Source organism: Comamonas sp. Z3, assembly GCF_008121565.1.
Taxonomy (GTDB): Bacteria; Pseudomonadota; Gammaproteobacteria; order Burkholderiales; family Burkholderiaceae_C; genus Comamonas; species Comamonas brasiliensis.
The window spans coordinates 49,995-64,804 of record NZ_VOQU01000009.1; the positions used below are offsets into that span (position 1 = coordinate 49,995).

General features: G+C 55.6%; 14 protein-coding genes and 3 pseudogenes. 8 read left to right on the forward strand and 9 right to left on the reverse strand.

From position 1 onward, the window contains the following. Positions 1 to 235 precede the first annotated feature (235 nt). A complete protein-coding gene (locus FSY59_RS23720) occupies positions 236 to 583 on the reverse strand; it encodes a PRC-barrel domain-containing protein (protein ID WP_148729802.1) in 348 nt (115 codons plus the stop codon). Between the two features lie 66 nt (positions 584 to 649). Next, positions 650 to 937 carry a YqjD family protein gene (locus tag FSY59_RS27950; RefSeq protein WP_080553854.1) on the reverse strand — a complete coding sequence of 96 codons (288 nt, stop codon included), beginning with the start codon at positions 935 to 937 and terminating at the stop codon, positions 650 to 652. A gap of 479 nt (positions 938 to 1,416) precedes the next feature. Between FSY59_RS27950 and FSY59_RS23730 the strand changes: the two are divergent. The 3 genes and pseudogenes from FSY59_RS23730 to FSY59_RS27955 all read left to right on the forward strand — a co-directional run. Beyond that, a pseudogene (locus FSY59_RS23730) lies at positions 1,417 to 1,705 on the forward strand (integrase core domain-containing protein); the annotation flags it as partial. A gap of 43 nt (positions 1,706 to 1,748) precedes the next feature. After that, positions 1,749 to 3,083: pseudogene (locus tag FSY59_RS23735) on the forward strand (PepSY-associated TM helix domain-containing protein); the annotation flags it as partial. A gap of 64 nt (positions 3,084 to 3,147) precedes the next feature. Further along, positions 3,148 to 3,288 (forward strand): hypothetical protein, encoded by a 141-nt coding sequence (locus tag FSY59_RS27955; RefSeq protein WP_370458245.1) that lies wholly within the window; start codon positions 3,148 to 3,150, stop codon positions 3,286 to 3,288. Here the strand turns inward: FSY59_RS27955 and FSY59_RS27785 are convergent. Next, a complete protein-coding gene (locus FSY59_RS27785; RefSeq protein WP_370458246.1) occupies positions 3,254 to 4,015 on the reverse strand; it encodes a tyrosine-type recombinase/integrase in 762 nt (253 codons plus the stop codon). The genes FSY59_RS27955 and FSY59_RS27785 overlap by 35 nt on opposite strands. Positions 4,016 to 4,404: 389 nt before the next feature. Here FSY59_RS27785 and FSY59_RS23750 point away from each other — a divergent pair, with 389 nt between their 5' ends. The 4 genes from FSY59_RS23750 to FSY59_RS23765 all read left to right on the forward strand — a co-directional run bounded on the left by FSY59_RS23750 (position 4,405) and on the right by FSY59_RS23765 (position 7,813). Next, positions 4,405 to 5,685, forward strand: coding sequence for a site-specific integrase (locus FSY59_RS23750; RefSeq protein WP_080731580.1), 1,281 nt, complete (start codon positions 4,405 to 4,407; stop codon positions 5,683 to 5,685). A 64-nt stretch (positions 5,686 to 5,749) separates the two neighbouring features. Further along, the gene (locus FSY59_RS23755; protein ID WP_034359854.1) at positions 5,750 to 6,145 is read left to right on the forward strand and encodes a nucleotidyltransferase domain-containing protein; all 396 of its coding nucleotides are present in this window, start codon (positions 5,750 to 5,752) and stop codon (positions 6,143 to 6,145) included. Next, complete coding sequence (locus FSY59_RS23760) at positions 6,135 to 6,551, forward strand: DUF86 domain-containing protein (RefSeq protein WP_043374689.1); 417 nt, start codon at positions 6,135 to 6,137, stop codon at positions 6,549 to 6,551. The genes FSY59_RS23755 and FSY59_RS23760 overlap by 11 nt, the downstream gene beginning before the upstream one ends. Positions 6,552 to 6,722: 171 nt before the next feature. Then, positions 6,723 to 7,813, forward strand: a protein-coding gene (locus tag FSY59_RS23765; protein WP_370458247.1) for an IS3 family transposase whose coding sequence is annotated in 2 segments (ribosomal slippage) — positions 6,723 to 6,981 and positions 6,981 to 7,813 — 1,092 coding nt in all. Because the reading frame shifts where the segments join, the coding sequence is not laid out codon by codon here. 598 nt (positions 7,814 to 8,411) lie between these two features. On the opposite strand, the gene FSY59_RS23775 is transcribed toward FSY59_RS23765, so the two are convergent. The 5 genes from FSY59_RS23775 to FSY59_RS23795 are packed head-to-tail and all read right to left on the reverse strand — an operon-like array spanning position 8,412 to position 13,061. After that, positions 8,412 to 9,422: an FAD-binding oxidoreductase gene (locus tag FSY59_RS23775; RefSeq protein ID WP_043374686.1), complete on the reverse strand. Its 1,011-nt coding sequence runs from the start codon at positions 9,420 to 9,422 to the stop codon at positions 8,412 to 8,414. Positions 9,423 to 9,431: 9 nt separating this feature from the next. Continuing rightward, positions 9,432 to 10,379 carry a PdxA family protein gene (locus FSY59_RS23780; RefSeq protein ID WP_043374683.1) on the reverse strand — a complete coding sequence of 316 codons (948 nt, stop codon included), beginning with the start codon at positions 10,377 to 10,379 and terminating at the stop codon, positions 9,432 to 9,434. Next, positions 10,376 to 10,840: a nuclear transport factor 2 family protein gene (locus FSY59_RS23785; protein WP_012837659.1), complete on the reverse strand. Its 465-nt coding sequence runs from the start codon at positions 10,838 to 10,840 to the stop codon at positions 10,376 to 10,378. Before FSY59_RS23785 ends, FSY59_RS23780 begins: the two co-directional genes overlap by 4 nt. Further along, positions 10,837 to 12,078, reverse strand: coding sequence for an aromatic ring-hydroxylating dioxygenase subunit alpha (locus FSY59_RS23790; protein ID WP_043374680.1), 1,242 nt, complete (start codon positions 12,076 to 12,078; stop codon positions 10,837 to 10,839). The genes FSY59_RS23785 and FSY59_RS23790 overlap by 4 nt, the downstream gene beginning before the upstream one ends. 14 nt (positions 12,079 to 12,092) lie before the next feature. Further along, positions 12,093 to 13,061, reverse strand: coding sequence for a tripartite tricarboxylate transporter substrate binding protein (locus tag FSY59_RS23795; protein ID WP_148729804.1), 969 nt, complete (start codon positions 13,059 to 13,061; stop codon positions 12,093 to 12,095). 109 nt (positions 13,062 to 13,170) lie between these two features. On the opposite strand from FSY59_RS23795, the gene FSY59_RS23800 reads away from it, so the two are divergent. Next, positions 13,171 to 13,938 (forward strand): IclR family transcriptional regulator C-terminal domain-containing protein, encoded by a 768-nt coding sequence (locus FSY59_RS23800; protein WP_043374675.1) that lies wholly within the window; start codon positions 13,171 to 13,173, stop codon positions 13,936 to 13,938. 554 nt (positions 13,939 to 14,492) lie between these two features. Here FSY59_RS23800 and FSY59_RS23805 read toward each other — a convergent pair. After that, positions 14,493 to 14,729, reverse strand: a pseudogene (locus FSY59_RS23805) (IS3 family transposase); the annotation flags it as partial. Positions 14,730 to 14,810 lie beyond the last annotated feature (81 nt).

Here is a 14,810-nt window from a genome sequence, read left to right on the forward strand (position 1 = left end):
GCACTGGTCTCACCGCTGCGTGACAGCCCAAAGAAATATTCGCAAGAGTCGCATCGAACTCTGAGTCAGCTTTATCTGTTTGAGATCTGGAGGATCTTTTTCTTATCGCCTTATTTTTTGAGCTTTGCGTTCGATGGCCAGCGTGCTGCCAAGAGCAATTTTCGTTTATCACAATCTATTACAGAAACCGCGTACCTGGAAGCGGCGAATCATTACGTCGATTGAAAAGACTTATCTAGTTCCAAGGAACCCTATAGTAGTCGTATATATGGCGGCCGTACTCGTCCGTATATTCCGGTGCTGCATTTTTTGCGTATTTAGGAGCACTCTCAAGCTGCCCTGTTTCAAGTGACACCATGTAGCCTCCAAGGTTCTTTTCATATTTGAGAGAATTCCACGGAAGAGGATATTGGTCGGTACCCATGCCGAGGAAGCCACCGAACTCCATGACCGCATAACGAACCTTCCCAGATAGTTTGTCGATCATCAATGAAGCAATTGAACCCAGCTTTTCTCCGGTAGGGCTGTATACGATCGTTCCGTCAACTTTGGACGATGAAATGACGCTAGATGCTGTATTCATAATAGCCTCCATAAATCTGCCAGCTCGGAGAGCTTGATGGCGAGATGAATGACTCCCTGCAGGGAATTACCGCCTACTCAGCGTAAATCCGATTACTGCGCCGAGTGCTAAGGCTCCGCCGGCCACTCGCCAAGGGGATTCGTGTACATATGAATCGGTGGACAGTACTATGGCTTTCGATTGCTCAATGGCGTTAGAGGACGCTGTGCGTACTTTTGCAAGCGTCGACGCCGCAGTGTGAGTGAACATGGATACCGCTGGGGCTGCATTCGGTGAAAGTACCTCTCGCAAATCATCAAGTAGCCTGCTTACATCACTTGGTAGATTTGTAGCATTTGCTTTACGAAATATCATGAGGGCTCCTTATGAACTGGTTCCCGTTCAGAGTACGCGCAAGCGGTGCCATGAGTTGTAGTCAAAGCTCGGGCTTTTCGAAATGAAGTGTGACGCTAGGCTACGGGGCGCTATCGAGCTATGCGTGATAAGCGTGGCTTCTGCTTCGAATTTTTTGAGGTTCACTGCGTTGCCAGCTGGGGCTATCCAGCTAGTTGACTCATAGTCCGACGGCTAGGGCGAATGCCCTAGCTGGGCGCTTGCATAGATACAAGTTGAATCCTCGCTGACCCAAGCTAACCCGCCCCCTCGAATGGACTACAAGGTATTTCCCTGCAAGGTAACAGACGGAGCCGTCGAAAGGAGGCTGTTATGAGCGACAAAAGCAAGCTGTATATAGCCAACCCTGACGAGGCCAAAGTTAACCTTTAAAAAAGGTGATGCGGAGGCACCTGGCAAGAAGTCCCAGTTACCGTATAAGCGAGGTCAATCCCCGTATGAGCGCCTACATCGCGCACGAGACGCGTGGCATTGCTAGATCGCTGGACCTGAAGCCGACCAACACGCCCCGTGTGTAGCCCGCAGAGCAACGGCATGGCCGAGAGCTTCGTGAACACCTTCAAGCGCGACTACCTGAGCCGTATGGACCTGCGTGACGCGCCAACGGTGCTGGCGCAATTGCCGGGTGCGTTCGAGCACTTCAACGAAATCCACCCGCATTCGAGTTTGAAGATGATGTCGCCCAGGGAGTTCCGACGACGGCAGAATCACCCCGCCCATCAGGGCTAGCTTAGCGACTGGACGGTGTCCGGAACTACGGGGGCAAGATCACCCGGAAGATGCAGTCTTTGGAGCACGAACCATCGATCCCCGTACAGGGGAGTCCTTGCCCGACGATCACCTGAAGATCGGAAGCCGCTTCTTTTACCCCCTTCACTACAGCCTCAACCTTCACTGGTTGAATCTGGGGACTTGGATCGTGGGATTCGCCGCGCTGATCATGCTCGTGGCATTGGTCAGCGGGGTGGTTATGCACCGCAAGATCTTTCGCGAATTCTTCACCTTCCGCCCGAAGAAGCAAATCCAGCGCAGCGCGCTGGATTTGCACAACCTCACGGGCGTGATCGCGCTGCCGTTTCACTTCATCTTCGCCTTCTCGGGGCTGGTGATCTTCGGCGGTATCTACTTCCCTGTCACCCACACCCAACTCGAGCCTCTACACGAGCTGCACGAGAAGCAGGAAGCGCTGGAGACCGGCCTGCCTCATGACCGTGCCGGTGAGTACGCACAACTGGCCTCTGTCGATGCGATGGTGGTGGAAGCGCAGCGCCGATGGGCGGCCAAGGGGATGGCGGGCGACGTAGGCTTCCTAGGTATGCGACACGTGGGCGACGCCAACAGCTACGTGAGCGTGTATCGCGCCGGCACCGACCGCATTGCGCTCACTGGAGAAGGTATTCATTTCAAGGCCTCGACAGGCGAGGTGCTGCGCGAAGACCCTCCGCTTACGTCTGTGGCGAGTATCAACACCTTCCTTACCGGACTGCACCTGCAGCACTTTCGCCATTGGTTGCTGCGCTGGTTGTACGTGCTCGGTGGCCTCCTGGGATGTGTGTGCATCGCTACCGGTTTCGTTTTTTTCGTGGAAAAACGCAAGCGTCAGCATGCCAAGCAAGGTCAGAGTGGCGCCCGCTGGGTGGACGCTTTCGCCGTGTCCACGGTGACCGGCATGCTCATCGCTACGCTAGCCATGCTGATCAGCAATCGCCTGCTGCCCGGCACGATGCCCTCGGGCTGGCCTGGCAAAGGCGATATGGAGCAGTACATCTTCTGGGTAGTCTGGATGCTGGCCTTCGTGCACGGCATCTTGCGGACTGCCTCAGTAGCCGAGGCCCGGATGGCCCCGGCCTGGATTGAACAGTGTTGGGGAGTAGCTTTCTTGGCGGTGACTGCCGTACTGTTGAACTGGGTCACGACAGGGCACCATCTACTGCGCACAGTCAGCGAAGGCTATTGGCCGGTGGCAGGCACCGATCTGTTCATGCTTGCAAGCTCAGCGATCGCGATGACGGTCGCACGCAAGCTCGGTCGTCGTGCGGTAGCAACCACCATGACAGCAGCCCACCAGACAAGCGTGTCGACCGCAGGGGGGCGTGCCCGTGCCTGAATCTCTCATGCTCTTACTGGCTGTCTTGACCAACTTCGTTGGTCTGTGCTGGCTGGCCTTGGCGATGGATGTGCACTGGGAGCAGGCATGTGGACCTGTCTCAGCATCACGCAGAACAGTCCTATCGCTGCGCGGGCTTGGTGGCTTCAGTTGCTGTGCTTACAGGCCGATCACGCCTCAATGGCTGTGCTGGTGTGGTTCATGACCTTGGCTGGTGCCGCGTTGAGCATTGCATTCGCTTTAACTTGGCAGGCGCGGTGGCTGAAATTGCTGGTGTTCTGGATACGATGAGTCGCATCAAGCAGTTCGCCCAGCTTGCCTGGATCGGTGATGGCTGGGAAATGGCCCTTCTGGCGCGGTTTGAGGGCTTTCTTGATGTCCTGGGCAATGTCCCGTGTGGCGCAGCTTCTGGCGATTGCGTATTGCCAGACTCCTGATGCCGTGGTGAGCAGCCGATGTGCGCTTTCCACTGCGTCGCGGTCTCGTACGCGCTCACATGCTTTCAGCAATTCAGTCGGCTCGACTTCTCCGATCACACGCTGCCCAAGAAAGGGGTACAGGTCTTTCTCCAGGCTTCGGGCTTCGCGGTCGTAGTGTGTCGTTGACCAGCCGGGCCGCTTGTTCGCCAGATAAGCGCGGTACATCGCTTCCACGGTGTTGAGTGCTGCCACCGCTTTGTCTTCCTTGAGGCGCTGCTTGTTCTGGCTGGGATCTATGCCTTGCGCCAGCAGGGCGCGGGCATCGTCACGGCCACGGCGGGCTTGGGCGAGGGTGATGGCGGGATACACGCCGAGCGCCAGTGTCTTTTGCTTGCCCTCGAGGCGATAGGCCAACCGCCAATACTTGCCCGCTCGCTTTGACGTGCAGGTCACCATCACTGTGCTTGTCGCCAGCTGCTTTGCCGCTGTGCTTGGTGTTCTTGATGAACGTATCGGTCAGTGCCATGTGGCCCCGCGAGTCCTGATTGTTGGTACCTGATTTTGGCTCTGGTTGAGCTACCAACGAAAGTACCAACAAAAAGCTGGGTTGTCCTGAGGCGTGGTGCGATTACTTGCGACAAAGAGAAAACCCGCTTCCCTATGAGAGAAGCGGGTTTTGAAGCGATTTGACGTTGTGTGCGTCGATGTCCTGGCGGAGGCTGTGTCCGCCAAATATCCGTCCAACTAGATCTTTTTTCTTCTTATTTTTCATTTCTAAGTCATTGATAGTAAAAGATATTTGTTTTGTTTTGACTTAAGTTGTCCAACTCTATCTAATGCGAAATGGCATACCAGATGGCATACCGATGGCATACTGAATGGCATACCGATAGAGGTCTCAAATGGCTGTCATCACAGACGCAAAAGCTCGAAACATCAAACCTGATAGTGCAGCAATTCCACACGGCGGAGTGACGGGATTGGCACTGCATCCAACTAAAACCAAAGGCAGGGGTAAATGGGTGCTGCGCTACGTTAGCCCGGTGAACGGCAAGCGTAGAAATGCAGGCTTGGGCTCGTATCCAGAAATTGGTATCGCAGAGGTCGCGAAGCGCGCTACTGCCATGAGGGTGACGCTGGCAGAGGGGAAAGATCCTCTAGCTGAGAAAGCGTTGGAAGAAGAAGCTGTAAAGGCTCCAACATTTCAAGAAGCCGCCGAGATCTTGCACAAAGACTTGCTACCAGGCTGGAAAAATCCAAAGCATGGGCAGCAATGGATCAATACCCTGACTGAATACGTTTTTCCCAAGTTGGGTGCAAAGCTACTGGCTGAGATTCAGCCTGCAGATGTGGCGGATGCGCTCAAGCCCATTTGGCTTGAAAAGGCGGAGACGGCGAGTCGCGTCAAGCAAAGAATCCATACGGTGATGGCTTGGGGGTGGGCGCATGGGCACTGTCAATCGAACCCTGTGGACGTAGTTACCCATCTTCTGCCACAGCAGCCAGGAAAAGCTGTACGTACGCAGCATCACCCAGCAATGCCTTGGGGGCTGATCCCTGCTTTCGTACAGAAGAACTTACGTACAAAAGGGCGTGTCGATGTAACCCGGCAGTTGCTTGAGTTTGTAATTTTGACGGCCTGCCGTTCAGGCGAAGCACGGGGCATGACGTGGTCCGAGGTAGACTGGAAAAATGCAGTTTGGACCGTGCCAGCTGAGCGTATGAAGGCCAAGCTGACCCATCGTGTGCCGCTGTCTCCAAGAACTATGGAAATTCTTCAGCAGCAACGGGGTCAACATGAAAGCTTGGTTTTCCCTTCGGTAAGAGTGCGGGGAGAGCTTTCAGATATGGCTATCACCTCGCTGTTGCGCAGGTTGAATGTTGAAAGCGATGTGCCTGGGCGCGTGGCAACTGCCCATGGCTTTCGTTCGAGCTTCCGTGACTGGTGCAGTGAGCACGGTTACTCTAGAGATCTGGCTGAGCGTTCGTTAGCGCACACGATCAAAGACAAGGTTGAAGCGGCTTACCACCGTACTGACTTGTTGGAGCAGCGCCGTGAGTTGATGAATGCTTGGGCAACATTTGTAGTGGGCGTGGCTTCAACGGAAGACGATCTCAAGAAGGTCCCTCAACGTACGCTCTCAAGCTTCTTGCGGCCAAGAGCTGATGCCTCAAGGGGTTAACGCGAGCAAGTACGGTGTATTCGGTGAAAAAATCAAGACCAATGCGTATAAATCAAAATCCCTCATGAACTATCAAGGCATCGTCGATCATCTTCAAGAAGCAATTTCTAGCTTGTCTGCTGTGTATGTTTTTGGCAGTCAGGTCACAGGTCATGCAACGGCAGATAGTGATTTAGATATTGCGCTCTTGATGGATGAGGGTCTACCGGCAGAGGCACTGTGGGAGTTATCTAGCACTTTGGCTAACTTGGTGAAGTGTGATGTTGACTTGTTAGACCTAAGAGCAGCATCCACGGTCATGCAATACCGCATCATCACCACCGGTACGCGTTTATGGTCAAAAGACAGCCAAGCAGCACTCTATGAAAGCTTCATCCTTAGTCAAAAAACTGCGTTGGATGAGGCGCGCGCAGATTTGTTGAAAGACATTCAAACAACAGGAACAGTCTATGGTCGATGACGTACTGATTAACAAGGCTGCGGCCATTGAGCGCTGCGTGATACGTGCCAAAGAAGAGTACGAGAAATCACCAACCACGTTTGCGTCGGACCACACACGCCAGGATGCCGCCATCTTGAACGTTCAGCGGGCGTGTGAAGCCGCGCTGGACATGGGGCAGCACTTGATTCGCCGCGAAAGGCTTGGCATCCCACAGAGCTCGCGTGACGTATTCACCTTGCTGGCTCAAGCGGGTTGGATTGAGAGCGACTTAGCCACACGCATGCAAAAAATGGTGGGCTTTCGCAATATCGCTGTGCATGACTACCAAGCGCTGCAGCTACCGATTGTGGAGGCCGTGATCACCAAGCATTTAGGCGACTTTACGGCTTACAGCAAAGCGATCTTGTTGAAGAACTCTAAGTAACCTTCTTCAAAAAGAAATGACGACAAAGAAAAAAACGAGCTGGAGTGACCTAAAGGCTCAGCTCGTTGGCATAGAAAAAACTGAGCTACTGCAGTTGATCAAAGCGACGTCTCCCCGGAATTGAGTAGCAGGTGAGCTTGGAGTCCAATCCCATGCAACAGGAGATTGGACGTGAAGAAGAGATTTACGGAAGAACAGATCATTGGCTTCCTGCGGGAAGCCGAATCGGGCTTACCGGTGGCCGAGCTGTGCCGGCGGCACGGCTTCTCCGAGGCCAGCTATTACCTCTGGCGCAGCAAGTTTGGCGGTATGAGCGTGTCCGATGCCAAACGTCTGAAGGAGCTGGAAGCCGAAAACGGACGGCTCAAACGGCTGCTGGCCGAAGCCCTGCTTGAGAACGAGGTGACGAAAGAAGCCTTGAGAAAAAAGTGGTGAGCGCACCCGCACGGCGCGAGTTGGTGCGTCACATGGTCAGCCGTGGACTGAGCGAGCGTCGTTCGCTGCGTGTCATCGGCATGAGCGCCAGTGCCCTGCGCTACAAACCAGCCTGCGACCACAACTGTGCCTTGAAGGAGAAGATCATCGCTCTGGCACAGCGTCATCGTCGCTACGGGGCCGGCATGATCTATCTGAAGCTGCGCCAAGCCGGAGAGATCGTGAATCACAAGCGGGTGGATCGTCTGTATGCCCAAGCCGGTCTTCAGATCAAAAAGCGCAGGCGCAAGAAGATCCCGATATCGGAGCGCCACCCTTTGGTACGCCCGACAGTTGCCAACCAGGTGTGGTCCATGGACTTTGTCTTTGACCGCACAGCGGAAGGACGCAGCATCAAAAACCTCACGGTAGTGGATGACGCAACCCATGAGGCTGTGGCCATCGTGCCGGAGCGGGCCCTGGGTGGCAACCAACTGGTGCGCATCCTGGAGCAACTCGCCAGGACAAGGGGGCTACCCAAGGCGATCCGAACTGACAACGGCAAGGAGTTCTGCGGTCGAGCCATGCTGAACTGGGCCCACGCCAGGGGCGTTCAGCTGTTTCTGATCGAACTGGGCAAGCCCAACCAGAACGCCCACATCGAATCATTCAACGGGCGCTTTAGGGATGAATGCTTGAACGAACATTGGTTCACCAGTCTGGCACATGCCCGGGTAATCGTGGAAGCTTGGCGCCGGGAATACAACGAAGAGCGGCCCAAGAGATCGCTTGGTGGACTCACGCCCACAGCCTATGCCCAGAGGCTGATGCAAAAGCAGTTAAATTAACCTCGGACTCCAAAGCCTTGTGCTACTGAAAACGGGGGGACGTCGAAAGATCTGTACTCCTCAAGCAAGGATACACAGCAGTTTCTGCATGCACGCTATGCAATGGGTGGGGGAGATGTCCTCGCGCTCGGCGTTGTTACATAAATCCAGTTCGAGGCGAGTGACCCTCAACCCCGGCCGTGGCTACCGGCACAAGCTTGGCCTAGCAGCATAAAACCAGTCCAAGTTTTTATCCGCACCTCCAGTGGGTCACTTCTGGGAGGAAATCAACACTCTAGGCGAAAAACGGCGGAGAGCCCTCCTCCCAGGTTCTCTCTACACCTCGGTAACCTAGGTTACTACCAGCGCTGCCGCCCGAATACACGCGACTGATGCTGGAGCCGCCCGAGTGGGGTGAGTCGACGCCGGAGTCTAGGCGTCCATCTCACATAAATGGTGATGTGCGTTCGCTGCTCCGCAAACGTTGAGCAACACTGCGCATATCACAGCATGCTTGGCTAGTTGGATCGTTGGTGGGGGCTAGTGGATCACTTCTGGGTGGAAATCAACATATACCCGCCTCAAGCCCGCCGTGTTGATATCGCATGGATAGCTACTTCTAGTGGCTACCAGTCGGGCTCGTCGCAAAAACATCCGCGTGGAAGTCCTGTGCTAACAGGCCCATATCGGAAGCTGCTGTGCGCACTGATTGAACCAGGGAGGGTGAGCCACAGCAGTGCACCACATGATCGTGCAGGTTGCCAAAGTGTGTGCGTAGTGCGTCATCTACCCGACCGGCGTGAGCATCCGCAGGCACATTGCCTAGGTCGGTGATGGCTGCAATGTAGCGAAACTGCGGCCAAGTTTTGCGCCACTTGTCGATGGCACTAGGGAGATACAGGCCAGAGGGGTTGCGAGCCCCCCATATCAGCGTGATGTCGCGCTGAACCTTGCGTTTGGCTAAGTCATCAAGAACGGATTTAATGGGCGCAAATCCCGTGCCACCTGCAACGCAAATCAGGGGCCTGGTGTCGTCAGGCTTCAGTGCGATGCTGCCGAATGGCAGTTCGATCTCCAATGTGTCACCAGACTTCAACTGCTGGACGATAGTGCTGAAGCGACCTCCCGGTACATGCCTGACATGCAATGTGATGCCATCGCTCTCATGGGGTGGATTGGCCATAGAGTAGCTGCGGCTTTCCCCGTCGTCGAGGTGAATCAGCAGGTATTGGCCGGCTTCAAATTTGGCGCGCTTGCCCACAGGCAGGCGCAGGCGCAGCAGCGAGACATCGGGTGCCGCCAGTGTATTGCTGTACACCTTGGCCGTAAAACGTTTTCGGGCTTCCGGGTCGAGACGGCGAAAGGAGCTCGGCTGGATTCGTATATCGCTGGCGGCGGTGCAGCCGCACAGCAGTACCTGCTCCGAGGTGCAGAGTTCGCTGCGCACGGCCATGCCATTGAAGGAAGTAATATTTCCGTCGAGCAAGGCGCTCGCACAGTTGCCACAGCTACCTTTGCGGCAGGAATAAGGTAGTTCGATGCCGGCCTGCAGGGCGGCATCCAGCACGGATTGCCCGGGCGCGCAGGGGAACGCGATATCAGAGTCGTGGATATGGATCTGGTGGTTCATGGAGGGTCCTCAGCCCGGTTGGGCGCCGAGCAGGGCGATCGTGCGCAGGAGGGCCGTGGAGTCGGCCACGCCACGGCCGGCAATGTCCATGGCGCTGCCATGGCCCACGCTGGAAAGCACCACCCTGCCGCCGATGGAGATGGCGCTGGCTCCGTTAGGAGCCAGCAGCTTGATGGGGATGTGCCCTTGGTCATGCAGCATGGCCACATACAGGTCGTGCTTGCGCTGTGCCAGAACCATGTCGGCTCCCATGGGACCATCTACCGCCAGGCCGCACTTGCGCAGTGTCTCGACGGCAGGAGCGGTGATCTGGGAGTCCTCCAGGCCGAACAACTGTCCTTCAGATGCATGAGGGTTGATCCCGAATACAGCGACTTGTGGTTTAGGCACTCCGAGTAAGGTGCATGTCTGCACGGCAGCCTGCACCGCGTTGACCACCAACTGAGGAGAGAGCCGCTCCAATGCGCTGCGCACGCTTTCATGCAAAGTGACATGCACTATGCGCAGGCCAGCACCCACCAGCATCAGGAATACCTGGTCTTCGTTCATGCCAAGAACATTGGCGAGCAAAGATGGGTAGCCGCTGAACGCTATGCCTGCGCGGTGAATGGCCGTTTCATGGTGGGGACAGGCAATGACGGCATCGACCTCGCCGTTCTCGCACGCTCGGATAGCCGCTGTTGCGGATTGCACCGTTGATAGGCCAGCCTGCGGGGTGATCTCTCCCCATTGGATTGGTTGTGCAAGCGAGCCGGCTTCCTCATGAATGAGGCCTTGAAGGAGGGGCTCCATTTCGCAAACCCGTGCGGCTTGCTCGAGAGCGCTCCACGGTCCATAGACCTTGATCAGGGATCTTTCGTTGGCAGACAACTGCCGAAGAGCTTTCAGTGCGATTTCAGGGCCAATACCGTGGGGATCGCCGATGGCCAAAGCCAATCTACGGTGCACTATTGTCATAGCGGCAATGCCATCAGCGTGTCCGTCACCGTGCTGTCGCAAACCGCGATGCGTTCTTGCAGACGTAACTTGCCATCGATCGTGGTGAATTTGTCGAGGTACTCACCGCTGGCAAAGACCTCTGTTTCCCCGGTATGCATGATGCGCAGCACCATGAACGGCGTGGAAGCACTGGCCTGTGTTGCATCGCCTGACTGGATCGAAGGCAGTCCCAGAATATGGCGATAGCGATGGCGCTCGTAGATATTGGCTTCGCGCAGCGCAGAAATTCGGTCGGTGAGCATGTCCTGTGAATCCGCCCAGACAATGCCGGCAGCAAGCCCTTCAGCATGATTGTCGACATTGGTGACGCGATAGTGGCAATCCTTCGTGAAGAAGGTTGGCCATTGCTCCATGGCGTCACTGTCTACGGTCTTCGCGTAAGCGGCATTGAAGGCCGCGATTTGAATTTCATTGATCATGCTTGCATCTCCTGTCCCATATGCTTGCGGTAGGCCTTCCAAAAGCCGCGTACCGAGGTTTCTGTGGCGCGGCCCTCGCTAGAGCCTTCGTGGTCTCCGCCCATCTCGATGACCGCATCAAGGTTGGCAGCGCCTGCGATGCCACGCTGCACGAATCCACCGACAGCTCCGTCTTCCATGGAAATAAATCCTGCAGGGCCGATGAGGTTGGCCTGTTTGAGTCTGACCTTGCGCTGCTCTGTACTGTCATCTGCATAGCCAAGATAGGTCCAGTTGAGTTCCGAGCTGGAGATGCTCTTGGGCAACAACTGACGCACGGCGATGCTGTTCTGAATCTGCTGCAGCACAAAGCCAGGGAACACAGAAAGGATCTGCAGGGTCACGCCGTCCTCGAACTCCTCGAAGCCCTCTAGAAGGCTGGGATCTTTGAGCCGGTAACGCTCGTTGTCGGAGCGGATGGCCTGGTCCTTGTACGAGTCGTCTTTGGCGCTACGATCGATCATGGAATAGCTCACATGGTGGCCACCCGACTCGTCGACGATGACGCCGCCTTTTTGTGAGAGTCGATTCAGCTCGAAGGTGGTGAAGAACATATGCAGCAGGCTGGCGTGATAGCTGTCCTTCACGTTCTCGAAGTAGAGCTTCCAGTTGTTAGGCAGCTTTTGCGTGAAGCGACCGATGACTTCTACGGGCTTGTGCAGCACGCGCTCTATGCGCTCGCAAATCTCAGGGCCAAGGTAATCCTCAATGCTGGGTACGTCCTCGGAAAAACTTCCAAAGACCAAACCGCAAAAGACAGCCACGCGGAGCTTGCGCGGGCCATGCTCTTCTTTGCAGAACGAGGCCGGCATGCCACCCTGGCCCTTGACACCTTTCTCGAAGGCAACGCCGGTCAGATCTCCCTGTCGGTTGTAGCTCCAGGCGTGATAGACGCACTGGAAACTATCCGTGCGGCCTGATTTCTCCAGAGCGATGAGAGCGCCGCGATGCGCGCAGCGGTTTTCGAAGGCGTAGATTTCCTGGTCGGCATCCCGTACGACAACTATCGGTGTTTCACCGGCAAAGGTGGTGCGGAAATCACCAGCCTCGGGGATTTCAGATTCCAGGCACAGGTAGTTCCAGACCTCGCCGCGATAGATACGTTGCTGTTCCTGATCCGCATTGGCTGTGTCGGTATAGATACCGAAAGGCACGCGCGTATTGGTGGCCCCATGCCACTGGACGATGGATTCTTGCATGTTGATTTCCCGGGTTAGAGCTTGACGTTGGCGGCCTTCAGCACCTTCTTCCACTTCTCGGTTTCCTGACGGATGAACTGAGCAGTCTTGGTGGGATCCCAGCCGCAGGGCACGGCGCCCTGTTCCTGAAAGTGCTTGCGGATGTCGTTCGATGACAGAGCCAGAGCCATCTGCTTCTGAAGCTTCTGAGCGATTTCTGAGCTCGTGCCTGGGGGCGCGACGACAGAAAAGAACGTCACGGCTTGCATGGCTGGCCACTGCTGCTCCGCGAAGGTGGGGACCTGGGGCAATATTTGAGAGCGCTGCTCGTCGGCAACGGCCAGAATGCGCACCTTGCCGGCTTGGTGGTAAGTTGCCGATGAGCTGATGTTGTCGAAAAACACATCCACATTGCCGCCGATCAGGTCGATCAGTGCTGGGGCTGTTCCCTTGTAGGGAATGACGGTTAACTCAACACCAGTCAGCTGCATGAACATGGCTGCAGTCAGGTGGGATGTAGAGCCGTCGCCTTGCGTCGCCACAGTCACTTTTTTGGGGTTGGCTTTTGCGTATGCAATGAACTCGCCAAGTGACTTAATCGGTAACTTGGGGTTGATGACTAAGACGTTAGGCACTGTGGCCAAAATCGTCACCGGTACCCAGCGAGTCGGGTCAAAGCTGAGCTTCTGATAGAGGTTGTGGTTGATGGCGATGGGCCCCGGAGGGGAGGCCAGCACAGTCATTCCGTCCGGCGCTGCCCGGAACACTAGATCGGCACCGATGTTTCCACCAGCCCCGGGCTTGTTTTCAATGATCACGCCACCTGCGTAGTCCGCGCGGATTTTTTCGGCTACTAGGCGCGGCAGTACATCGGCGGTACCTCCGGCTGAGAAAGGCACGACGATCTTGAGAGGTTGATTTGACTGAGCCAGGCTACCTGTTGCAGCGACCGCAGCGGCAATGCCGATCAATGCTTCGCGTCTGCGAATGGATGCGTTGCGCATCTTGTCTCCTTCTTGTGTGGGGAACTGCAGTATGGGGATGTCGTACTTTGTGTTAAACCTGTTTTTGCGCTATGCGCAAAAATGTTGAAAACACCTTGATTTGATCGCTATGCAGGACAAGAACTTTGTGGAATCGCTGCGCAAGGGATTGGGCGTACTGACTTGCTTTGACCGTCGGCATACCCGGCTCACGCTGTCGGAAGTGGCCAGGCTCACGCAGTCCACGCCAGCATCAGCCAGACGTTCGCTCAGCACACTGGTACAGCTCGGCTATTTAGAGAGTGACGGAAAGCTGTTTTGGATGCAGCCCAAGTCACTGCTGATCGCCTATTCATTTCTGTCATCGCGCCCTATGCCTGCGTTGGCTCAGCCTTTACTGGATGCACTGTCGGAGCGCACCAGGGAATCCGCTTCGCTTGGTACTTTGTTGGAGGACGATGCCATCATCATTGGGCGTTCGACCGCTCGGCGCAGCTTGAGCACGGGTCTAGGAATAGGATCCAGGTTGCCGGTGTACTGTTCTGCGATTGGTCGGACGCTGCTGTCAGGACTGTCTCAACATGAGGCGCGTGCAAGGTTGGAGATGATCGAGCGCGTGGCTCTGACCCCTCAGACGGTGACTGACTTGGAGGAGCTGCTAGGTCTGCTTGAAACTTGTCGGCAATCAGGGTGGTCATGCAGCGACGGAGAGCTGGAGCTGGGGGTGCGCTCTATGGCAGCGCCGGTGCGCGACCCTCAAGGCAACACTATTGCTGCCATGAGCATTGCAGTCAGGGCCGAGAGACTCAGCATGAGCGAGTTCAAAGAGACCTTTTTGATGCCGCTGAAGCGCGCTCGCAATGAGTTGGAAAAAAAGCTATATCCACAAGGGTTGTAGTGCTCCACGATGTTCTTGCTGCTACCGCTGTGCGAGCACGACGGTAGACGTAGGAGCTACGCGCAAGAGCCAACTATGCAAGGAGTTTTGGCAGAACCATAGTGCTCCTTGATGGCGTCACTCAGCAGTGACTTCTCCCGGTTAGACAGGAGCTGCATACTGAAGCACAGGCCTTTTTTAGCGGCTCATTGGCCTTGCTCAAGAGGTCCTGCTCAAGCGGCCCAGGCGCGGCTTGAGACGCGGCGTACTCAGCGGGAGTCATGGGGGCTGGGGCCATCCGAATTGCCGGAACTTGCACTCGATCCCGCGCTAGCTTCGGAAGACTCCTCACCCTTACCGATATTGGACACGTTTCTCAAACTGAGATAGGTGAGGACGGTAGTGACCAGAAGAGCAATCACGAACGCAATCACCATCTTCGGAATTTTCTTTTTATTGGTATGGAGCGAGGCCGACTCATACCACTTATAGACTCTTTGGGGAACCGGACGGCGCTACTGGTACCGTTAGTGCTAGATCCAGGCTGGAGGTGCGGATAAAAACTTGGACTGGTTTTATGCGGCTAGGCCAAGTTTGTGCCGGTATTCCACAGGACTTAAACGTCCCAGAGATACCTTGATACGTTTTTCGTTGTACCAACGAATGTAAGTATCGACAGCTTCAATGAACTGCTCAATCGTTGTTGATTGCCAGTTGCTGGGATAGAACAGCTCCATCTTTAGCCTTCCAAAGAAGCCCTCGCATGCAGCATTGTCTGGCGAGCACCCTTTGCGAGACATTGAGCGAATCGGCTGGAAGCGGACCTCACTGCTTTGCCACAGCTTTTGTTGCTATTCTGGCGCTGTTGTCAAGCACTTCCTGAAATCAGACCG